The 20,222-nt window shown below is 59.4% G+C and carries 26 protein-coding genes and 1 riboswitch; of the genes, 19 read left to right on the forward strand and 7 right to left on the reverse strand.

What is annotated here, in order from left to right:
* Nucleotides 1-251: 251 nt before the first annotated feature.
* The 10 genes from FW800_RS15380 to hisC all read left to right on the forward strand — a co-directional run bounded on the left by FW800_RS15380 (nucleotide 252) and on the right by hisC (nucleotide 8,214).
* Nucleotides 252-1,061: an ATP-binding cassette domain-containing protein gene (locus tag FW800_RS15380; protein ID WP_005784851.1), complete on the forward strand. Its 810-nt coding sequence runs from the start codon at nucleotides 252-254 to the stop codon at nucleotides 1,059-1,061.
* Nucleotides 1,061-1,858 carry a lipid asymmetry maintenance ABC transporter permease subunit MlaE gene (gene mlaE, locus FW800_RS15385; RefSeq protein WP_005784853.1) on the forward strand — a complete coding sequence of 266 codons (798 nt, stop codon included), beginning with the start codon at nucleotides 1,061-1,063 and terminating at the stop codon, nucleotides 1,856-1,858. The genes FW800_RS15380 and mlaE overlap by 1 nt, the downstream gene beginning before the upstream one ends.
* Nucleotides 1,858-2,325, forward strand: a complete 468-nt coding sequence (gene mlaD / locus FW800_RS15390) for an outer membrane lipid asymmetry maintenance protein MlaD (RefSeq protein WP_005784855.1) — start codon at nucleotides 1,858-1,860, stop codon at nucleotides 2,323-2,325. The genes mlaE and mlaD overlap by 1 nt, the downstream gene beginning before the upstream one ends.
* Nucleotides 2,326-2,336: 11 nt before the next feature.
* On the forward strand, nucleotides 2,337-2,984 hold the full coding sequence (locus tag FW800_RS15395) for an MlaC/ttg2D family ABC transporter substrate-binding protein (protein ID WP_032877773.1): 648 nt from the start codon (nucleotides 2,337-2,339) through the stop codon (nucleotides 2,982-2,984).
* Nucleotides 2,981-3,286, forward strand: a complete 306-nt coding sequence (locus FW800_RS15400; RefSeq protein WP_216090751.1) for an STAS domain-containing protein — start codon at nucleotides 2,981-2,983, stop codon at nucleotides 3,284-3,286. The genes FW800_RS15395 and FW800_RS15400 overlap by 4 nt, the downstream gene beginning before the upstream one ends.
* A gap of 115 nt (nucleotides 3,287-3,401) precedes the next feature.
* A complete protein-coding gene (locus tag FW800_RS15405) occupies nucleotides 3,402-3,641 on the forward strand; it encodes a BolA family protein (protein WP_003188597.1) in 240 nt (79 codons plus the stop codon).
* 23 nt (nucleotides 3,642-3,664) lie between these two features.
* Nucleotides 3,665-4,930 carry a UDP-N-acetylglucosamine 1-carboxyvinyltransferase gene (gene murA, locus FW800_RS15410; protein ID WP_005784861.1) on the forward strand — a complete coding sequence of 422 codons (1,266 nt, stop codon included), beginning with the start codon at nucleotides 3,665-3,667 and terminating at the stop codon, nucleotides 4,928-4,930.
* Between the two features lie 147 nt (nucleotides 4,931-5,077).
* Nucleotides 5,078-5,713 carry an ATP phosphoribosyltransferase gene (gene hisG / locus FW800_RS15415; protein ID WP_003188599.1) on the forward strand — a complete coding sequence of 212 codons (636 nt, stop codon included), beginning with the start codon at nucleotides 5,078-5,080 and terminating at the stop codon, nucleotides 5,711-5,713.
* Between the two features lie 128 nt (nucleotides 5,714-5,841).
* The gene (gene hisD / locus FW800_RS15420; RefSeq protein ID WP_003188601.1) at nucleotides 5,842-7,158 is read left to right on the forward strand and encodes a histidinol dehydrogenase; all 1,317 of its coding nucleotides are present in this window, start codon (nucleotides 5,842-5,844) and stop codon (nucleotides 7,156-7,158) included.
* 3 nt (nucleotides 7,159-7,161) lie between these two features.
* Nucleotides 7,162-8,214, forward strand: coding sequence for a histidinol-phosphate transaminase (gene hisC, locus FW800_RS15425; RefSeq protein ID WP_446437915.1), 1,053 nt, complete (start codon nucleotides 7,162-7,164; stop codon nucleotides 8,212-8,214).
* 130 nt (nucleotides 8,215-8,344) lie between these two features.
* On the opposite strand, the gene FW800_RS15430 is transcribed toward hisC, so the two are convergent.
* On the reverse strand, nucleotides 8,345-9,619 hold the full coding sequence (locus FW800_RS15430; RefSeq protein ID WP_032877767.1) for a uracil-xanthine permease family protein: 1,275 nt from the start codon (nucleotides 9,617-9,619) through the stop codon (nucleotides 8,345-8,347).
* A gap of 2 nt (nucleotides 9,620-9,621) precedes the next feature.
* A complete protein-coding gene (gene upp / locus FW800_RS15435) occupies nucleotides 9,622-10,260 on the reverse strand; it encodes a uracil phosphoribosyltransferase (RefSeq protein WP_003188608.1) in 639 nt (212 codons plus the stop codon).
* A 164-nt stretch (nucleotides 10,261-10,424) separates the two neighbouring features.
* On the opposite strand from upp, the gene FW800_RS15440 reads away from it, so the two are divergent.
* The 3 genes from FW800_RS15440 (at nucleotide 10,425) to FW800_RS15450 (ending at nucleotide 11,811) form a co-directional block, all read left to right on the forward strand.
* The gene (locus FW800_RS15440; protein WP_005784869.1) at nucleotides 10,425-10,982 is read left to right on the forward strand and encodes a hypoxanthine-guanine phosphoribosyltransferase; all 558 of its coding nucleotides are present in this window, start codon (nucleotides 10,425-10,427) and stop codon (nucleotides 10,980-10,982) included.
* Between the two features lie 3 nt (nucleotides 10,983-10,985).
* Complete coding sequence (locus tag FW800_RS15445) at nucleotides 10,986-11,453, forward strand: WbuC family cupin fold metalloprotein (protein ID WP_032877765.1); 468 nt, start codon at nucleotides 10,986-10,988, stop codon at nucleotides 11,451-11,453.
* A 70-nt stretch (nucleotides 11,454-11,523) separates the two neighbouring features.
* The gene (locus tag FW800_RS15450) at nucleotides 11,524-11,811 is read left to right on the forward strand and encodes a PA4642 family protein (protein ID WP_078820296.1); all 288 of its coding nucleotides are present in this window, start codon (nucleotides 11,524-11,526) and stop codon (nucleotides 11,809-11,811) included.
* A 53-nt stretch (nucleotides 11,812-11,864) separates the two neighbouring features.
* On the opposite strand, the gene mqo is transcribed toward FW800_RS15450, so the two are convergent.
* Nucleotides 11,865-13,373, reverse strand: a complete 1,509-nt coding sequence (gene mqo, locus FW800_RS15455) for a malate dehydrogenase (quinone) (RefSeq protein ID WP_005784875.1) — start codon at nucleotides 13,371-13,373, stop codon at nucleotides 11,865-11,867.
* 726 nt (nucleotides 13,374-14,099) lie between these two features.
* Entirely contained in the window at nucleotides 14,100-14,333 is a 234-nt protein-coding gene (locus FW800_RS15460; protein ID WP_032877761.1) for a hypothetical protein, read from the reverse strand.
* A gap of 182 nt (nucleotides 14,334-14,515) precedes the next feature.
* Between FW800_RS15460 and FW800_RS15465 the strand changes: the two genes are divergently transcribed.
* On the forward strand, nucleotides 14,516-15,100 hold the full coding sequence (locus FW800_RS15465) for a YajG family lipoprotein (RefSeq protein WP_078820298.1): 585 nt from the start codon (nucleotides 14,516-14,518) through the stop codon (nucleotides 15,098-15,100).
* A gap of 59 nt (nucleotides 15,101-15,159) precedes the next feature.
* Here the strand turns inward: FW800_RS15465 and FW800_RS15470 are convergent, their stop codons facing one another.
* A complete protein-coding gene (locus FW800_RS15470) occupies nucleotides 15,160-15,369 on the reverse strand; it encodes a hypothetical protein (protein ID WP_005784881.1) in 210 nt (69 codons plus the stop codon).
* 182 nt (nucleotides 15,370-15,551) lie between these two features.
* On the opposite strand from FW800_RS15470, the gene FW800_RS15475 reads away from it, so the two are divergent.
* Entirely contained in the window at nucleotides 15,552-15,800 is a 249-nt protein-coding gene (locus FW800_RS15475; protein ID WP_032877757.1) for a hypothetical protein, read from the forward strand.
* A 166-nt stretch (nucleotides 15,801-15,966) separates the two neighbouring features.
* Here the strand turns inward: FW800_RS15475 and FW800_RS15480 are convergent, their stop codons facing one another.
* Entirely contained in the window at nucleotides 15,967-17,130 is a 1,164-nt protein-coding gene (locus FW800_RS15480; RefSeq protein ID WP_446437916.1) for a 1-acyl-sn-glycerol-3-phosphate acyltransferase, read from the reverse strand.
* Nucleotides 17,131-17,262: 132 nt separating this feature from the next.
* On the opposite strand from FW800_RS15480, the gene FW800_RS15485 reads away from it, so the two are divergent.
* From FW800_RS15485 to FW800_RS15500, 4 genes are all read left to right on the forward strand, one after another.
* Entirely contained in the window at nucleotides 17,263-17,445 is a 183-nt protein-coding gene (locus FW800_RS15485; protein ID WP_032877753.1) for a CPXCG motif-containing cysteine-rich protein, read from the forward strand.
* A 31-nt stretch (nucleotides 17,446-17,476) separates the two neighbouring features.
* Nucleotides 17,477-17,737: a putative signal transducing protein gene (locus tag FW800_RS15490; RefSeq protein WP_446437917.1), complete on the forward strand. Its 261-nt coding sequence runs from the start codon at nucleotides 17,477-17,479 to the stop codon at nucleotides 17,735-17,737.
* 37 nt (nucleotides 17,738-17,774) lie between these two features.
* Complete coding sequence (locus FW800_RS15495) at nucleotides 17,775-18,395, forward strand: SOS response-associated peptidase (RefSeq protein ID WP_005784892.1); 621 nt, start codon at nucleotides 17,775-17,777, stop codon at nucleotides 18,393-18,395.
* A 109-nt stretch (nucleotides 18,396-18,504) separates the two neighbouring features.
* Nucleotides 18,505-19,323 (forward strand): M48 family metallopeptidase, encoded by an 819-nt coding sequence (locus FW800_RS15500; protein ID WP_005784894.1) that lies wholly within the window; start codon nucleotides 18,505-18,507, stop codon nucleotides 19,321-19,323.
* A gap of 66 nt (nucleotides 19,324-19,389) precedes the next feature.
* Here the strand turns inward: FW800_RS15500 and FW800_RS15505 are convergent, their stop codons facing one another.
* Nucleotides 19,390-19,974, reverse strand: a complete 585-nt coding sequence (locus FW800_RS15505) for a TMEM165/GDT1 family protein (protein ID WP_057012949.1) — start codon at nucleotides 19,972-19,974, stop codon at nucleotides 19,390-19,392.
* Between the two features lie 87 nt (nucleotides 19,975-20,061).
* Nucleotides 20,062-20,182, reverse strand: a riboswitch (yybP-ykoY riboswitch).
* Nucleotides 20,183-20,222 lie beyond the last annotated feature (40 nt).

Below are 20,222 nucleotides of genomic sequence, written 5' to 3' on the forward strand. Positions count from 1 at the left end.
TGATCAATTCCCTCACGTAAGTTCGTCAGGCTTTGTGCGCGAAGTTCCAGCCAATCACCTTCGGTAACGGTTATACCCTGTCCTAAATCTGAACGAGCGCTGTTCCGGCCTTGGGGGCGCCGCACCAGCGGTGATATAGTTCGCCGCCAGTTCGGTCCGCCCAACCCATGTGCCTAATTATTGCGCATCCGTTGCAAACCAAAGTCGCACACATGGTGTCTGAGTGAAAGGCTGCATCCCAAGGAGATTAGATGAGTGCCGATAACGCCTACGCGGTCGAGCTGAAGGGCCTTACCTTCAAGCGCGGTTCGCGCAGCATCTTCAATAACGTCGATATTCGCATTCCTCGCGGCAAGGTCACGGGCATCATGGGGCCTTCCGGTTGCGGCAAGACCACCCTGTTACGCCTGATGGGCATGCAATTGCGCCCCAGTGCCGGCGAAGTGTGGGTCAACGGCCAGAACCTGCCGACGCTGTCGCGCAGCGATCTGTTCGATGCGCGCAAGCATATGGGCGTGCTGTTCCAGAGCGGCGCGCTGTTTACCGACCTCGATGTTTTCGAAAACGTAGCGTTCCCGCTGCGGGTACATACCCAGCTGTCCGATGAAATGATTCGTGACATTGTGTTGCTGAAGCTGCAGGCCGTTGGCCTTCGCGGTGCCATCGACCTGATGCCGGACGAACTGTCCGGCGGTATGAAACGCCGTGTCGCCCTGGCGCGGGCCATTGCCCTCGACCCGCAGATCCTCATGTACGACGAGCCATTCGTGGGTCAGGACCCGATCGCCATGGGCGTGCTGGTGCGCCTGATCCGCTTGCTCAATGATGCATTGGGAATCACCAGCATCGTGGTCTCCCACGATCTGGCCGAAACCGCGAGCATCGCCGACTACCTGTATGTAGTGGGCGATGGCCAGGTGCTGGGGCAGGGTACGCCTGAAGAGCTGATGAACGCCGATAACCCGCGTATCCGCCAATTCATGACCGGCGATCCCGATGGCCCGGTGCCTTTTCACTTTCCGGCAGCGGACTACCGCTCAGATCTTCTGGGGAAGCGCTGATGCGCAAGACATCTCTTATCGAAAAGGTTCGCCTTTTCGGTCGCTCGGGCATCGACATCATCGAAGTCCTGGGGCGTTCGACCATTTTCCTGTTCCACGCCTTGCTGGGCCGCGGCGGCATCGGCGGGGGCTTCGGCCTGCTGCTCAAGCAGCTGCACGCAGTGGGTGTGATGTCCCTGGTGATCATTGTGGTCTCCGGGGTGTTCATCGGCATGGTGCTGGCGCTGCAGGGCTTCAACATCCTGTCCAGCTACGGCTCGGAGCAGGCGGTAGGCCAGATGGTGGCCCTGACCCTGCTGCGTGAGCTCGGCCCGGTGGTCACTGCCTTGCTGTTCGCGGGGCGTGCAGGTTCGGCGCTGACCGCCGAAATCGGCAACATGAAGTCCACCGAGCAACTGTCCAGCCTGGAAATGATCGGTGTGGACCCGCTCAAGTACATTGTTGCCCCGCGCCTGTGGGCCGGCTTTATTTCCCTGCCATTGCTGGCGATGATTTTCAGCGTGGTGGGTATCTGGGGCGGTTCGTGGGTGGCGGTTGACTGGTTGGGCGTCTATGACGGTTCCTACTGGGCCAACATGCAAAACAGCGTGACCTTCACCGGTGACGTGCTCAACGGCATCATAAAGAGCATTGTCTTTGCCTTTGTGGTGACGTGGATTGCCGTATTCCAAGGCTATGACTGCGAGCCCACCTCAGAAGGGATCAGTCGTGCCACTACCAAGACCGTTGTGTACGCCTCGCTGGCGGTACTGGGCCTTGACTTCATTTTGACCGCCTTGATGTTTGGAGATTTCTGATGCAAAACCGCACTGTGGAGATCGGTGTCGGCCTTTTCTTGCTGGCTGGCATCCTGGCTTTACTGTTGTTGGCCCTGCGAGTCAGCGGCCTGTCGGCCAGCCCCACCGCCGATACCTATAAACTTTACGCGTATTTCGACAATATCGCCGGTTTGACGGTCAGAGCCAAAGTGACCATGGCCGGCGTTACCATCGGCAAGGTCACGGCAATCGATCTGGACCGCGACAGCTTCACCGGGCGAGTGACCATGCAGGTGGACAAGAAGGTAGATAACCTGCCGACCGACTCCACGGCATCTATCCTCACTGCGGGGCTGCTTGGCGAGAAATACATCGGTGTCAGCGTGGGCGGGGAAACAGCCTTGCTCAAGGATGGCTCTACAATCCACGACACACAGTCGTCGTTGGTACTTGAAGACCTGATCGGTAAATTCCTGCTCAATACGGTCAATAAAGACGCTAAATGAGGAATCTGTTCATGATCTCTACCTTGCGACGTGGCCTGCTGGTACTGCTTGCAGCGTTGCCGCTGATGGCCAATGCGGCAGGTTCTGCGCACGATTTGGTGCAGGACACGACCAGCAGGATGCTGGCCGACCTGAAGGCCAACAAAGAGCAGTACAAGCAAGACCCTTCCAGGTTCTACGAAGCACTCAACACGATTGTTGGCCCGGTGGTCGATGCCGAAGGTATTTCCAAAAGCATCATGACGGTCAAGTATTCGCGCAAGGCAACCCCGGCGCAGATGCAGACGTTCCAGGAAAACTTCAAGCGTGGTCTGTTCCAGTTTTACGGCAACGCTCTGCTGGAATACAACAACCAGGGCATCGTCGTTGACCCTGCCAGGGAGGAGTCGGGCGACCGTGCCGAGGTCGGGATGAAAGTCTCGGGCAGCAATGGCGCGATCTATCCGGTGTCCTACACCCTGACGAAAATCAACGGTGAATGGAAGCTGCGCAACGTGGTCATCAACGGCATCAACATCGGCAAGCTGTTCCGTGACCAGTTCGCCGATGCGATGCAGCGCAATGGCAATAACCTGGACAAGACCATCAATGGTTGGGCCGGTGAAGTGGCCAAGGCCAAGGAAGAAACCGACAAAGCTGCCGGGAAGCCTGCGCAATGACCGAGGCGGCTGTTCGTATCGGCGACGCCGGCGAGCTGTTGCTCAGCGGCGTGCTCGATTACCGTACCGGGCCTGACCTGCGCAAGCAGGGCCAGGCGCTGATCAAGGCCAGCAAGGCGCCCGAAGTGGTACTCGATTGCTCGGCGGTGACCAAGTCCAGCAGTGTCGGTCTGTCGTTGCTGCTGTGCTTCATGCGCGATGCCGAAGCGGCAAAAAAGCCGCTCAGTATCCGTGCCTTGCCTGAAGACATGCGCGAGATTGCCGAGGTTTCCGGCCTGACCGAGCTGTTGGCACACCCTTAATACACATTTATCAGAAAAGCCCCCCGTCAGAGTCCTGCTATGCGGGGTTCGCAGGCGCGGGGCTTTTTTGTATGATGTGCGACCCGTGCGCACTGGGCGCCGATAGAGGTTGAGCATGCAGGCCCTAGAAGTTAAGAGCTTCCTTGAAGGAAAGCTGCCGGAAACGACTGTTGAAGTTGAAGGCGAAGGCTGCAATTTCCAGCTGAACGTGATTAGCGATGAACTGGCGGCATTGAGCCCGGTCAAGCGTCAGCAGCAGATCTATGCCCATTTGAACCCATGGATCACCGATGGCAGCATCCATGCGGTCACTATGAAATTTTTCAGCCGCGCGGCCTGGGCCGAGCGCACCTGAGCCCCCAAGGCGTCGAGATTCTTATGGATAAATTGATTATTACCGGCGGTGCCCGCCTCGATGGCGAGATCCGCATTTCCGGTGCGAAAAACTCCGCCTTGCCGATCCTGGCAGCGACCCTGCTGTGCGATGGCCCGGTGACTGTAGCCAACCTGCCGCACCTGCACGACATTACCACCATGATCGAGCTGTTCGGCCGCATGGGCATTGAGCCGGTGATCGACGAGAAGCTGGCCGTCGAAATCGACCCGCGCACCATCAAGACCCTGATCGCCCCGTACGAACTGGTGAAAACCATGCGTGCGTCGATCCTGGTGCTGGGCCCGATGGTTGCTCGTTTCGGCGAAGCCGAAGTGGCCTTGCCTGGCGGTTGCGCCATTGGTTCGCGTCCGGTCGACCTGCACATCCGTGGCCTTGAGGCCATGGGCGCAGTCATCGACGTCGAAGGCGGCTACATCAAGGCCAAGGCGCCGGAAGGCGGCCTGCGTGGCGCGAACTTCTTCTTTGATACCGTCAGTGTGACAGGTACCGAAAACATCATGATGGCCGCTGCCCTGGCCAAAGGCCGCAGCGTGCTGCAAAACGCCGCACGTGAGCCGGAAGTGGTCGACCTGGCCAACTTCCTCAACGCCATGGGCGCCAAAGTTTCCGGTGCTGGCACCGACACCATCACCATTGATGGTGTAGAGCGTCTGCACACCGCCACCTACAAAGTCATGCCTGACCGCATCGAGACCGGTACCTACCTGGTTGCCGCTGCCGTGACCGGTGGTCGCGTGAAGGTCAAGGACACCGATCCGACCATCCTTGAAGCCGTCCTGGAAAAACTCAAGGAAGCCGGGGCAGAGATCACCACCGGCGAAGACTGGATCGAGCTGAACATGCACGGCAAGCGGCCAAAAGCCGTCAACGTGCGTACCGCTCCATACCCGGCGTTCCCGACCGACATGCAAGCGCAGTTCATCTCCCTGAACGCGATTGCCGAAGGCACGGGTGCCGTGATCGAGACCATCTTCGAAAACCGCTTCATGCATGTGTATGAATTGCACCGCATGGGCGCCAAGATCCAGGTCGAAGGCAATACCGCCATCGTCACCGGCATCGACAAGCTCAAGGGCGCGCCAGTAATGGCTACCGACCTGCGTGCTTCCGCCAGCCTGGTGATCTCGGCACTGTGCGCCGAAGGCGACACCCTGATCGATCGCATCTACCACATAGACCGTGGCTACGAGTGCATCGAAGAAAAACTGCAGATGCTCGGCGCGAAGATCCGCCGCGTACCGGGCTAGTTCCCTGTTTGTGGCGAGGGAGCAAGCTCCCTCGCCACAGTTTGTTGTTAACTGGTTTGTTTCAAATCGAGGCTGTCATGGCCTCGATCTGTGTCTGGCACTGTTTGTGACCGGACAGCAATAGCCTGATGAAGGACTGACGTTCCCATGTTGACCATCGCACTGTCCAAGGGCCGCATCCTTGACGACACGTTGCCGCTTCTGGCTGAAGCGGGCATCGTGCCGACCGAGAATCCGGACAAGAGCCGCAAGCTGATCATCCCCACGACCCAGGACGACGTTCGCCTGCTGATCGTGCGGGCTACCGACGTGCCGACCTACGTTGAACATGGTGCCGCCGACCTCGGTGTCGCGGGTAAGGATGTGCTGATGGAATACGGTGGCCAGGGCTTATATGAGCCACTGGACCTGCGTATCGCGCTGTGCAAGTTGATGACCGCTGGCCGTGTCGGTGATGTCGAGCCCAAGGGCCGTCTGCGAGTGGCGACCAAGTTCGTCAACGTCGCCAAGCGCTACTACGCCGAACAGGGCCGCCAGGTCGATATCATCAAGCTCTACGGCTCGATGGAGCTGGCACCGCTGATCGGCCTGGCCGACAAGATCATCGACGTGGTCGACACCGGCAACACCCTGCGCGCCAACGGTTTGGAGCCACAGGATTTCATCGCCGACATCAGCTCTCGCCTGATCGTCAACAAAGCTTCGATGAAGATGCAACACGCCCGTATCCAGGCGTTGATCGACACCCTGCGCAAGGCAGTGGAGTCTCGACACCGCGGTTGACTCACCCGCGTAGCTCAAAAGCTGCGCCCGTCTATCCGCCTCATAGCCAGAATTCTCAGGTGCCCAAGCGGAAACGACTGCTAGTTTAGGGCGCCTGAGTTTTTGCCAATTCTATTGAGGCCCTCGCTATGACCACGTCCACTGCAATTGCCCGACTCAACGCTGCCGACCCGGATTTTGCCCATCATCTGGATCATCTGCTGAGCTGGGAAAGCGTGTCCGACGATTCGGTCAACCAGCGGGTGCTCGACATTATCAAGGCCGTGCGCGAGCGCGGTGATGCGGCGCTGGTGGACTTCACCCGTCAGTTCGACGGCCTGGACGTCAAGTCGATGGCGGACCTGATCCTGCCCCGCGAGCGCCTTGAGCTGGCCCTGACGCGTATCACCGCGCCCCAGCGCGAAGCCCTGGAAGTCGCAGCGGCGCGGGTACGCAGCTACCACGAAAAGCAGAAGCAGGACTCCTGGAGCTACACCGAAGCCGATGGCACCGTACTGGGCCAGAAGGTCACGCCGTTGGACCGTGCCGGCCTTTACGTGCCGGGCGGTAAAGCCTCTTATCCGTCGTCCGTGTTAATGAACGCGATTCCGGCCAAAGTGGCGGGCGTCACTGAAGTGGTCATGGTGGTGCCGACCCCTCGTGGTGAAATCAACGAGCTGGTGCTGGCTGCCGCCTGCATCGCGGGTGTCGACCGCGTGTTCACCATCGGTGGCGCCCAGGCCGTCGCGGCCTTGGCCTATGGCACCGAAAGCGTGCCGAAGGTCGACAAGGTTGTTGGCCCAGGCAACATCTACGTCGCCACCGCCAAGCGCCATGTGTTCGGCCAGGTCGGCATCGACATGATCGCCGGCCCTTCGGAAATTCTGGTGGTGTGTGACGGCCAGACCGATCCGGACTGGATCGCCATGGACCTGTTCTCCCAGGCTGAGCACGACGAAGATGCCCAGGCGATCCTGGTCAGCCCCGATGCCGAGTTCCTCGACAAGGTCGCCGCCAGCATCAATAAGCTGCTGCCGACCATGGAGCGTGCCGAAATCATCGAGAAGTCGATCAATGGCCGCGGCGCACTGATTCTGGTGCGTGATATGGAGCAAGCCATCGAAGTGGCCAACCGCATCGCGCCGGAACACCTGGAGCTGTCCGTAGCGGACCCGCAAGCCTGGTTGCCGTCGATTCGTCACGCCGGTGCGATCTTCATGGGGCGTCACACCAGCGAAGCCCTGGGCGACTACTGCGCCGGGCCTAACCACGTGTTGCCGACCTCCGGCACTGCGCGTTTTTCATCGCCGCTGGGGGTGTATGACTTCCAGAAGCGTTCGTCGATTATCTTCTGCTCGCCACAAGGTGCTTCCGAGCTGGGCAAGACTGCCTCGGTGCTGGCCCGTGGTGAATCCCTCAGCGCTCACGCACGCAGCGCTGAATACCGCATCGTCAAGGGAGAGTAAGGCATGAGCAAATTCTGGAGCCCTTTCGTCAAGGACCTTGTGCCTTACATACCCGGTGAGCAACCGAAGCTGACCAAGCTGGTCAAGCTCAACACCAACGAAAACCCATACGGCCCATCGCCCAAGGCATTGGCAGCGATGCAGGCCGAGTTGAACGACAACTTGCGCCTGTACCCGGACCCCAACAGCGACCTGCTTAAACAGGCAGTGGCCAGGTATTACGGAATCGACGCCGGGAAGGTATTCCTGGGCAACGGTTCCGATGAAGTCCTGGCGCACATCTTTCATGGCCTGTTCCAGCACGATCTGCCACTGCTGTTCCCGGATATCAGCTACAGCTTTTACCCCGTGTACTGCGGCCTCTACGGCATCAAGTACGACGCGCTGGCGTTGGACGAGCAGTTCCAGATTCGCGCATCTGACTATGCCAGGCCCAACGGCGGGATCATCTTCCCCAACCCTAACGCACCCACCGGCTGCGTACTGGCGCTGGATGCGGTGGAGCAGATCCTCAAGGCCAGCCCGGATTCGGTGGTGGTGGTCGACGAAGCCTACATCGACTTCGGTGGCGAAACCGCCATCAGCCTGGTGGACCGTTACCCGAACCTGCTGGTGACCCAGACCCTGTCCAAATCGCGCTCACTGGCCGGTTTGCGTGTGGGCCTGGCCGTGGGTCATCCGGACCTGATCGAGGCGCTGGAGCGGGTCAAGAACAGCTTCAACTCCTACCCGTTGGATCGCCTGGCGATTGTTGGCGCGGCGGCGGCGTTCGAAGACCGTGAATACTTCGAGCAGACCTGCCAGATGGTGATCGACAGCCGCAACAAGGTGGTCGCGCAACTGGAAGGCAAAGGGTTTGAAGTGTTGCCCTCGGCGGCGAACTTCATCTTTGCGCGCCACCCACGGCATGACGCTGCTGGATTGGCAGCCAAGTTGCGTGAGCAGGGGGTTATCGTGCGGCACTTCAAGCAGGAGCGGATTGCCCAGTTCCTGCGGATCAGTATCGGTACGCCTGAGCAGAACCAGGCGCTGGTTGATGGCCTGGGCGAGCTCTAAGCCACACTGAAAATCAAAAAAATGTGGGAGGGGGCTTGCTCCCGATAGCGGTGGATCAGTCGATTAGATGTCGACTGGCACTCCGTCATCGGGGGCAAGCCCCCTCCCACATTCTATTTTGCGGCGTTAGTTAAAGAAGCGGCTCATCCGGCTTCTTGTTCTTCCAGCCATCATTGCCCGGCAGCAGCAGGTTCAAGCCAATCGCCACCACCGCACACAGGGCAATGCCCTTGAGGCCGAAATCGTCCGGGCCGGTGCCGGTGCCGACCAGCACACCGCCAATCCCGAATACCAGGGTTACCGACACGATCACCAGGTTGCGTGCTTCACCCAGGTCGATCCTGTGGCGAATCAGCGTGTTCATCCCCACCGCGGCAATCGAGCCGAACAGCAGGCACAGAATCCCGCCCATCACTGGCACGGGGATGCTCTGCAGCAGTGCGCCGAACTTGCCGATAAACGCCAGGCTGATGGCAAACACTGCCGCCCAGGTCATGATTTTCGGGTTGTAGTTCTTGGTCAGCATCACTGCGCCGGTCACCTCGGCGTAGGTGGTGTTCGGCGGGCCGCCAAACATGCCGGCAGCCGTAGTGGCGATACCGTCACCCAGCAAGGTGCGGTGCAGGCCGGGCTTTTTCAGGTAGTCGCGACCGGTCACGCTGCCCACCGCAATCACACCGCCGATATGTTCGATCGCCGGGGCCAGGGCCACCGGGACGATAAACAGGATCGCCTGCCAGTTGAACTCCGGCGCGGTAAAGTGGGGCAGGGCGAACCACGGCGCAGCCGCGATCTTTGCGGTGTCGACCACGCCAAAATAGAACGACATGGCAAAGCCCACCAGCACGCCGGAGATGATCGGCACCAGGCGGAAAATACCTTTGCCGAACACGGCCACGATCAAGGTGGTCAGCAGTGCGGGCATCGAGATCAGCATCGCCGTCTGGTAATGGATCAACTCGGCTCCGTCGCCGGACTTGCCCATGGCCATATTGGCGGCAATCGGCGCCATGGCCAGGCCGATCGAGATGATCACCGGGCCGATGACCACCGGTGGCAGCAGCCGATCGATAAAGCCGGTGCCCTTGACCTTCACGGCCAGGCCCAGGAACGTATAGACGAAACCGGCCGCCATCACCCCGCCCATGGTCGCCGCCAGGCCGAATTGGCCTTTGGCGAGGATGATCGGGGTGATAAACGCGAAGCTCGATGCCAAAAATACCGGCACCTGCCGCCCTGTCACCACCTGGAACAGCAATGTGCCCAGGCCGGCGGTGAACAGTGCGACGTTTGGATCAAGACCTGTGATCAGCGGCATCAACACCAGCGCGCCAAATGCTACGAAGAGCATCTGTGCGCCAGACAGGATCTGGCGCCAAAGCGGGTCGTTGAATTCATCCTGCATGTTCACGCGTCCTTCTGCTTGGTGCCGAAGATCTTGTCACCGGCATCGCCAAGGCCTGGGATGATGTAGCCGTGTTCATTCAAGCGCTCATCAATGGATGCGGTGTAGATCTGCACATCCGGATGGGCTTTCTCGACGGCGGCGATGCCTTCGGGCGCGGCCACCAGCACCATGGCACGGATGTCCCGGCAGCCGGCTTTTTTCAGCAGGTCGATGGTCGCGACCATGGAGCTACCGGTGGCGAGCATCGGGTCGATGATCATGGCCAGGCGCTCGTTGATTTCCGGAACGAGCTTCTCCAGGTAGGTGTGGGCCTGCAGTGTTTCTTCATTGCGGGCAACGCCCACGGCGCTGACCTTGGCGCCCGGGATCAGGCTGAGTACACCTTCGAGCATGCCGATACCGGCGCGCAGGATAGGGACGACGGTAATTTTCTTACCGGCGATTTTTTCCACTTGTACGGGACCGGCCCAACCGGGGATCTCGTAGGTTTCCAGGGGTAAATCCTTGGTGGCTTCGTAAGTCAGCAGCGCTCCGACTTCCTGAGCAAGCTCACGGAAATTCTTCGTGCTAATGTCGGCACGGCGCATAAGGCCGAGTTTGTGTCGGATCAGCGGGTGGCGGATCTCGCGAGTGGGCATGGGAAAGGCTCCGGCGGCGGGCAAAAAAACCGGCCTAGATTAATCTATCCGAGAGTGTTGTCCTATAGACATCAAGTACGTTAGTCCATAAAGGCTTGATTGGAGCGCACGAGAAGCGTACCTTCGCCCGCTTTTCTTGCCACAGCACCCCCTTGGAGAGCGCCATGTCTGCTGATCTCGAGCATATCCGTCAAATCATGCACGAGGCTGACTGCCTGTACACCGAAGCGCAGGTCGAAGCAGCAATCGCCAAGGTCGGCGAGCACATCACCCGCGAAATGGCCGACACCAACCCGGTGGTCTTTTGTGTGATGAACGGTGGCCTGATCTTCGCCGGTAAATTGCTCACCCACCTGCAATTCCCACTGGAAGCCTCTTACCTGCACGCCACCCGTTATCGCAACGAAACCAGCGGCGGCGATCTGTTCTGGAAGGCCAAGCCGGAAGTTTCGTTCATTGACCGCGATGTGCTGATCATTGATGACATCCTCGATGAAGGTCATACCCTGGGCGCGATCATCGATTTCTGCAAACATGCCGGCGCGCGCAAAGTGCATACCGCTGTGTTGATCGATAAAGACCACGACCGCAAGGCCCGTCCTGAATTGAAAGCCGATTTTGTTGGGCTGCCGTGCGTCGACCGCTATATCTTCGGGTATGGCATGGACTACAAAGGCTACTGGCGTAACGCCAATGGCATCTTTGCCGTTAAAGGAATGTAATCGATGGCCCGCTTTCTTGATCAGACCCTGTTTGCCGAATTGGCCGAGAAAGCGGCCGCCAGCCCCCGTGGCCGATATCACCATAATTTCCATCAGATGGAAGAACCTTGCCATCGCTTGGCTGTGGCCCTGCAACCGAGCACATATGTACCGCCCCATCGTCACCTGAGTGCCGACAAGGCGGAGACCTTGCTGGTGCTTCAGGGGGCCCTGGGTCTGCTGATATTCACCGAAACGGGTGAAGTGATTGCCAAGCGCGTGATGCAGGCGGGTGGTAAATGCGCCGGTGTCGACTTGCCGCCGGGCGTATTCCATGGCCTGGTGGTGCTGGAGCCTGACACTGTGATGTTCGAATGCAAGGCCGGGCCTTATCGACCGGTGGGTGAGGGGGAGCTGGCTGATTGGGCGCCGCGAGAAGGTGATGCCGGTGTGGCTGACTACCAACGCTGGATGCTTGCCCAGTTCGATTGAGCCCCTCCCACATCCTGCGTCGCGCAGGTAGACTTCAAACCCCGTGTAAATGTGCAGGCTGGAGTCGGTAATGCGTAAAGATAAGAAACAGGTGATTGGCGACGAGATCGGTGACGACCAAATCAAGTTGTTCCTGGACTTCGAGCCGGTTGATGCGACTTCGCCGTCCCTGCACAAACTGATCAAGGCCTATCGCGGCCTGCGTATCGACGACTTCGAGCGTTTCCTGGGGTTTTTCCAAGAAGCAGGCCTGGACCTGGATGGCCAGGACGAGCATGGCCAGACCTTTGTTGACCTGATCAAGGACCAGCGCAACGCCGCCGAGTACATCGAGCTGATCGAAAAAGCCCGCGGCTGATTATCCGAGCCACAAAAAAACGCCCCGAGGGGCGTTTTTTTTGCATTCAAACCTTAAGCGTAGCTTTGGGCTTCGTTGCTTTGCTCCACCAGCTCAAGGCTGATGTTGTTCTGCGTGTTGATCTTGCGATACAGCTCGGCATCCGTCTCCAGGACCTTTTCCCGCGCCGGGAAGATCTCGTGCAGCTTGCTCGCCCATTCACCGGCAGCCTTCTGCGGGAAGCAGCGTTCAATCAGCTCCAGCATGATCGATACGGTCACCGAGGCACCCGGAGATGCGCCCAGCAGCGCCGCGAGCGAACCGTCCTTGGCCGCCACCAGCTCGGTGCCGAATTGCAGCACGCCGCCTTTCTTCGGGTCTTTCTTGATGATCTGCACCCGCTGGCCGGCCACTTCCAGGCGCCAGTCTTCGGCTTTTGCCTCGGGGTAGAAGCGACGCAGGGATTCCAGGCGCTGCTCCATGGATTGGCGCACTTCGCTGACCAGGTACTTGGTCAGGTCCATGTTGTCGCGGGCCACGGCCAGCATCGGGCCAATATTGCCAGCGCGAATCGACATCGGCAGGTCAAGGAACGAGCCGTGCTTGAGGAACTTGGTGGTAAAGCCTGCGTATGGCCCGAACAGCAGCGACTTCTTGCCATCCACCACGCGGGTGTCCAGGTGCGGCACGGACATGGGCGGCGAACCCACGGCAGCCTGGCTGTAGACCTTGGCCTGGTGCTGTTTGACCACTTCCGGGTTGTCGCAACGCAGCCACTGGCCACTGACCGGGAAACCGCCGAAGCCTTTGCTTTCTTCGATGCCCGAGGCTTGCAGCAGCGGCAGGGCCGCACCACCGGCGCCGAGGAACACGAACTTGGCGTCCACTTCGCGGCTGTTGCCGCTGTTGACGTCCTTGATGCTCACGGTCCAGCCGGCGCCGTTACGCTTGAGGCCGGTGACGCGCTTGCAGTATTTGACCTGGGCATCCGGCGAACTGGTCAGGTGGCTGAGCAACTGATTGGTCAGGGCGCCGAAGTTGACGTCGGTGCCGTTCATCACGCGGGTCGCGGCGATTTTTTCGTCAAGCGGGCGGCCCGGCATCATCAGCGGCATCCACTCGGCCATTTCGCTGCGGTCTTCGGTGTAGTGCATGTCCGAAAACGCGTGATGCTGGCTGAGGGTCTCAAAACGCTTCTTGAGGAAGGACACGCCTTTGTCGCCCTGCACGAAGCTCAGGTGCGGGACCGGGCTGATGAACGACTTGGACGAGCCGAAGGTGCCCTTCTTGGTCAGGTACGCCCAGAACTGTTTCGACACCTCGAACTGGGTGTTGATGTGCACGGCTTTCTTGATGTCGATGGAGCCATCGGCGGCCTGTGGCGTGTAGTTCAGCTCACACAGCCCGGCGTGGCCGGTACCGGCGTTGTTCCACGGGTTGGAACTCTCCGCGGCACCCGAATCCATCAGCTCAACGACTTCCAGCTTGAGGCCGGGGTCGAGCTCTTTGAGCAGTACGGCCAGGGTGGCACTCATGATGCCGGCCCCTACCAGAACTACGTCGACTGCTTCGTTATGCGCCATTTAACGCGTCTCCAAAATCTGCAGCACCAAATTGACGGCATGGCTGCCAGGAGTGACGGGGCGGTTCACGTGTTGCCCCAGGTTACCCATGGCCAGGATCGCCATGTCCGTTTCGCAATTCTTTGCAACTTCAGCACACGCTTCCTGCCGGGCTAATCTGCCTATGAACGCATTCATGGGCGCCTGTGGCAATTCGACTTATGGTCAAAGCGTGCGATTCGTGCAACCAATCCGTAGCGGACAGGCTCAAGCTCCGGTTTTTGAGGAAGGCTCGATCCTGTGTAATTGGGCTGCCCCAGACGCTGGTGGTGTTTGTACAAACGCCAAACTATTCATTTGCTCGCCACACTCTTGTGAAGTTGTGAAAACCCGTTTTTTCACGCTCTTTTGAAGACGTGAACCTCAAAAAAGGGCTGCCCCAGCCTGGCACCTGGCCCGTAAACCTCTGCCGACATGCGGCAAAACGGGCAAACAACACAAGTGGCCGAGCGCAATGGCAGCTCTGGCAGATCCGATAAAGGCGGGGTGGTTTGCAAAGGAAACAGCAAGCACGCCAGCTTCACTTGATCTGTGTGGGCGGCTCTCTGTGGGCGATTTTGGGGCTAATGCCTGGGCATTAACGATGCTGCGGGGCCCGATCAGGAGACGTCCTTATAATCGGGGGGAGATTGTAGCGAAGAACGCCAGGGAAATGGGCGTGTTTTATGACTTTTATTCGGGTCCCGGTCAGGAGGCCAACGCTTGCCGGTGTTGTGCGCGAAAAACCTGCGGCTTGACCCGGGCGCTGGCCGGCAGAGGGCGGTGCATCCAGCCCAGATGAGTCTCGGTCACTTCCACCCAACCTTCACCGACGGGCGGCAGGCTGCATTGCTTGAATGCCTGGCAATGGCCCTGGGCGTCGAGCAGGGCGAAGTGGCGGTGACGGGCGTGTGACATGAACAGTGTCTTGAGAAGGCGCATGGCTGTGTACCTAGTGTGTTACATGCTTGAAGATTGCCAGTGTGGCATGACACTGCGGTGACCAATTTATGCGAATTTGTAATTTGCCCGTGGCTTCAGCCACTGTTCAGGATTGCTGGTGAGTGGCGTGCGTGCACCGTTATACTGGCGACCTGTCTGCACCTAGTCCTGGAGAAATGAGTATGTTGCAACGCCTGTTGTTCGGTTTGATCACTGTGACCAGTTTGACCCTGGTTGGCTGCGCCAACAGCCCGCAACAACTCAGCCCGCAACCTAAAGTCACCGCGCCGTTGGCTGCGGTAGGTCATGGCCAGCCGGTGTCGGTACGTGTGGTCGACGGTCGTCCGTCGCCAACCCTGGGCTCGCGTGGCGGCCTGTATCCGGAGACTGCGCTGATTTCGGTGACCGGCCAGGATGTGCTGCCCAAGCTGCAGGCCCAGGCTGAAGCCGCTGTGCGCTTGCTGGGCTTTACACCGACCAACTCGCCAGGTGTGCCGCAACTGACCGTGACTCTGGCCGAGCTGAAGTACCAGTCGCCCAAAGAGGGGCTGTATGTGACCGAAGCCTCCATCGGTGCGACCTTCAAGTCTGACGTCAGCGCCGGTACCCGTCGCTACAGTGGCCGCTACGCCGCATCGCTGAATCAGCGCTTCGGCATGTCGCCCAACCAGGAAACCAACACCAAGCTGGTCAGCGATGTGCTCAGCGATGCCCTGACCCGCCTGTTCAAGGACCCAAGCATCGGCCAGTTGCTCAGTTCGCAATAAACCGTGCACAAAAAACCGGGCTCAGTGATGAGCCCGGTTTTTTTATGCCCGTGGTTTGGTCATGCCGCCGTATCGACATAGAAGTCCAGCACACTCACGCCGGTGAGCAAATCCAGTTCTGGCAAGTCCGCATGTTGGTGGCCGCCGAGGGCGCAATACACCAGCCAGTGGCGATCCTGGACGTTGAACGCAAGGCTGCCGACCAGCGCCTCTTGCTCATCGTTTGGGGCGATCAGATACAGCCGATCCTGGTTTTGCGCGTGCAACATGACTAGCTCCTCAAGCGTCGAAGGGCAACAGAGTGGCTTGTTAAGGTGACGTTCAGGTGACGCTGTAAATTACTGGATACATTAGCCGTCAACGGAGAAGGAGCATTAAAGGCGCAGGAGGCGACTATCGTTCAGGTTGGTATCTGGGCTGATATCCGAATACTGATTCGCCGAGGTTTGCGATGGCGCTGCTCATCAATGCTGTTGCCCTGTTGGTTGCCTGCTCGGGCGCCTTGGTGCTGTTTATCACCCGCCTGCATGCGCAACGTGCGATGGCTGAACTCGCCATGCGTAGTGAAGAGCGTGCAATCGACCAGCCGATGCTTTTTCTGGATACGCACACCGAACGGGCGCATCGTCAGGCTTACCGTGTGGGGTTCGGCTGCCTTGGCTTGGCCCTGGCCGCCTCCTGGCTCAGCACCCATTTCTAATTCCACTGCAAAACCAAATGTGGGAGCGGGCTTGCCCGCGAAGGCGGTGTATCAGCCACTGAATCTTTAACTGAACCACCGCTATCGCAGGCGAGCCAGCTCCCACACTGGCCATGTACTGCCCGTAGAATCAGCGCCTGCCACATATCCCCTGTAGGGTCACATATTACAGGGGGATCCCGGCCTTGACTCGGTATTGATTGCGTACCGGCGTCGCATACTGCACCACCAGATAAGGCCGGTGTTCGGCCGGGCATTCGTTCAAGCGTCGCTCCCATTCTGCCTTGGCCTTGGCCAGCTCATCGGCGGGGAATACATCCGCCGCTTTAGGCACTTGCAACTGCGGATCGGCATCATCCCACTGTGCGTACGCCAGGTAATGCACCGGAAACAAGCGGTAGCCACCGAGGATCTGCCGGTCCATTTCCACTGCCAGCAGCTTGGTATCTTCGAAACGATCGGTAATCGGCGGCGCAAAGTTCACATGTACGCGGCCCTTGTAGCCGGTGATACCCAGGGCGATGCTCACGTCGTCCTCGCCCGGTGCCTTGGTGTAGGTGCCGGTGGTGGCGCGGATATACAGCTCGCGGGCCTTGGCGGCATCGCAAGGGTCGTACTCGTAGCTGATGGATACCGGCGTCAGGTTCAACGACTGGATAACCTCGGCAAACGGCTCGTCCTTGCGGCTGACGTGGAACATCTTGAGAATCGCCGATTCGGTACGGTCATCGCCATCCTTGGCCCGGCCTTCAGCCTGGGCGATCCAGATCGACTGGCAGTCGTTGCGGATCGAATGGTTGATATAGGCCGACAGCAGGTTGTAGGCCGCCATCTTCTCCTTTCGCCCGGTGATCGAACGGTGCACGATGAAGCTCTTGTTCAGGCGCATCAGGTCGCTGACAAACGGCTTTTGCAGCAGGTTGTCACCAATGGCGATGCGTGGCGTCGGCAGGCCAGCGTGATACACGGCATAGTTGACGAAGGCCGGGTCCATCACGATGTCGCGGTGGTTGGCCAGAAACAGGTAGGCGGTGCCGGATTTGAGCTGCTCGACGCCGGTGTAGGTTACGCCGTCGGTCGCCCGGTCAATCGTGTGGTCAACGTAGTATTCGACTTTGTCTTGCAGCGTCGCCACGGTGGTGACGCCGGCAAACTCACGGCGCAATTTGCGCGCGATCATCGGCTTGAGCAACCAGCCCAGGGCGCCGGCAAAGCGCGGGAAGCGAAAGTGGGTCAGGATGTCCAGAAAGGCCTTGTCACTGAACAGACGCGCCAGCACTGCCGGGACTTCGCTGTCGTTGTAAGGTCGGATGGTATCGAATTCGCCCATCATGCTCTCTTGTTAGAAACGGCTAGGGTAAGTAAAGGAAATAGCAGGGGCGGCGTGAGTAAACTGGCTCTGCCGGAAATAGCCCTGTAAATAGACCGGCGATTATACGCACAAGTCACCTTGGAGACTGCGATGCTGGAAACTGCGATGTACGATTGTCCTTATTGTGGCGAAGTGGTCGAGACAACAGTGGATTTGTCTGGCGGGGACCAGACCTATATAGAAGACTGCCAGGTGTGTTGCCGGCCGATCACGTTCAACCTGCAAGTGCATGGTGACGAGTGGATGCTCGAAACCCGCAGCGAAAATGAATGATGCGTAGCGAAAACGAATAACAGGTACGCCCATGCAGCGAATCTACGAGCCGGAAAGCCTGATGGAAGGCGAGCTGTTGCAACAGATGCTGGCCAGTGAGGGCATCGAAGCGCACTTGATGGGCCGCCACTTGCTCGGTGGTACCGGCGAGTTGCCGATCTTCGGTTTGCTGGGGCTGGAGGTCGATAATGATCAGGCGGCGTACGCCCGCGAGCTGATCACGGCCTATATCGGCGCGCAACCCTTGCCCGGCGACGAACCCGACAGCTTCCCCGACGTATTGGTCTGTTAGGCTGTCGGTCGGTTTACCCCAAGAGTCGTGTTGCCCCATGTGTGGACGTTATGCCCTGTTTCGCTGGAACCCTGCCTTTGCTGCCTTGCCCGGCTTCCCCGCCGACCAGCAGGCCCAGTGGAACATTTCCCCCAATGATTCGGTGCTGATCCAGCGCCTGAGCGAAGGCCAGCTCACCCTGGCGCGTGCCCGTTGGGGGCTGACGCCGCCTTGGTTGACGGATCTTTCCCGTACTCCGGCCCATGCCCGCGCCGAAACGCTCGCCGAGCAACCGATGTTCCGCGAGGCATTCCGCCAGCGCCGCTGCCTGTTGCCAGCCAACGGTTTCTACGAATGGCGCGGTACCCAGCGCAAGCGCCCGTATTGGTTGACGCCGGGGGAGGGCTCCACCCTGTTTTTTGCTGCGATCTGGGAAGCGTATCCCGTGCAGGAGCAGGTGTGGCTGAGCACCGCCGTGGTCACCCAGGCAGCGCAAAGCCAACGTCGGCCGTTGATTCTTGATGCGGCGGGGCAAGCCGCCTGGCTCGACCCCGAGACGCCGCTGCACGTGTTGCAAGGGTTGCTGGCCGGTGAGCCCAGCGCTTTACGTGAGCGCGTGTTGGCTAATATGGTCAATGATCCCAAGCTCAATGGGCCGGAGTGTCTGACCCCGGCTTGAGCCTGCACTGTGGGATGTGTCCGAAATTCAGCGGTTAAATGTCTGATGTATCTGGCGCCAATACAAACGACCGCCTACGATACGCGCCATGTTTTCAGGGAGCGTGTTCATGAAGAAGTCATTGGCGGTAAGCGGTTTGGTTGCAGCGATGTTGCTGGCGGGTTGCCAGTCGGTCAACACGACCAGCGGCGGTGCTGTTGGGGTTGAGCGCAAGCAATACATGTTCAGCATGTTGTCGAGCCAGGAAGTCGACCAGATGTACGCCCAGTCTTACCAGCAGACCCTGGGTGAAGCCAGTGGCAAAGGCGTTCTGGACAAGACCAGCGCCAACGCCAAGCGTGTGCAGGCCATCGCCAAGCGCCTGATCGCCCAGGCGCCGACCTTTCGCGCAGATGCCGCCCAGTGGAACTGGGAAGTGAACCTGATCAAAAGCGACGAGATGAACGCCAACTGCGGGCCTGGCGGCAAGATCCTGGTGTACAGCGCGCTGATCGACAACCTCAAGCTCACCGATGACGAGTTGGCTGCGGTGATGGGCCATGAAATCGCCCACGCCCTGCGTGAGCACGGTCGTGAAGCGATGTCCAAGGCGTACGGTATTGAAATGGCCAAGCAGGGCGCTGGTGCAATATTCGGTCTCGGCCAGGACAGCCTGGCACTGGCCGATACCGTGGCCAACTATGGCATGACCTTGCCCAACAGCCGCAGCAACGAAAACGAAGCCGACCTGATCGGCCTGGAGCTTTCGGCGCGTGCCGGCTACAACCCGAACGCCGCGATCACCTTGTGGAACAAAATGGCCAAGGCTTCCGAAGGCGCGCCGCCGGAATTCATGAGTACTCACCCAGCTTCCGACAGCCGGATTGCTTCGTTGCAGGCAGCGATTCCGAAGGTAATGCCGCTGTACCAGCAGGCCAAGAAATCCTGAGGCTTGATGACGATCCAAATGTGGGAGGGGCGCACCGCCCCTCCCACAATAGATCGGGTTGCAGTCTTAGAGCCAGCCGCTGCTTTGCATGGCTTTGTAGACCGCCACAATCGCCAGTACAAAGAACGCTGTGGCCGCCAATCGACGAATCAAGGTCAGCGGCAGTTTCTCCGCCGCGAAATTCCCCGCCAGAACCACCGGTACGTTGGCAATCAACATGCCCAGCGTGGTGCCGATAATCACCAGCCACAACTCCGGATACTGCGCTGCCAGCATCACCGTGGCGATCTGGGTCTTGTCACCGATTTCCGCAAGGAAGAACGCAATCAGCGTGGTCAGAAATGGCCCGAACTTGCGGGTGGTACTGGCTTCGTCATCATCGAGTTTGTCTGGCACCAGGGTCCAGAGTGCCGTGGCACAGAAGCTCGCCGCGAGGATCCAGTGCAGCACCGCATCCGAGAAGAAACTCCCGAACCAGGCGCCCACGGCACCGGCGGCCGCATGGTTGGCCAGGGTTGCGGCGACAATGCCGGCGATGATCGGCCAGGGTTTGCGAAAGCGGGCAGCAAGAATGAGCGCGAGCAGCTGCGTCTTGTCGCCGATTTCGGCCAAGGCAACGATTGCGGTAGGAACGAGTAGTGAATCCAGCATCAGGTAGTTTCCAGGGGCGGGTCGACACGGCTATGACACGTACAGCCTTCCCGCCCCGGGTAAGGTGTGCGTGTCATAGGTCTTGTCAAACCCCGGCCCGTCTGTGCGGACTCCTGGGTCGCATACGCCATGGTCTGCTGACCAAGTATGTTGACGTATGCCGGACGAGCATGGGCTCGTGGGAGACTACTCCCCTAGGACGCTGCGGATTCTGCCTAGGCAAAATCCATTCGGCAAGCGTTCTTTTT

Source organism: Pseudomonas sp. 910_23 (genome assembly GCF_052850795.1).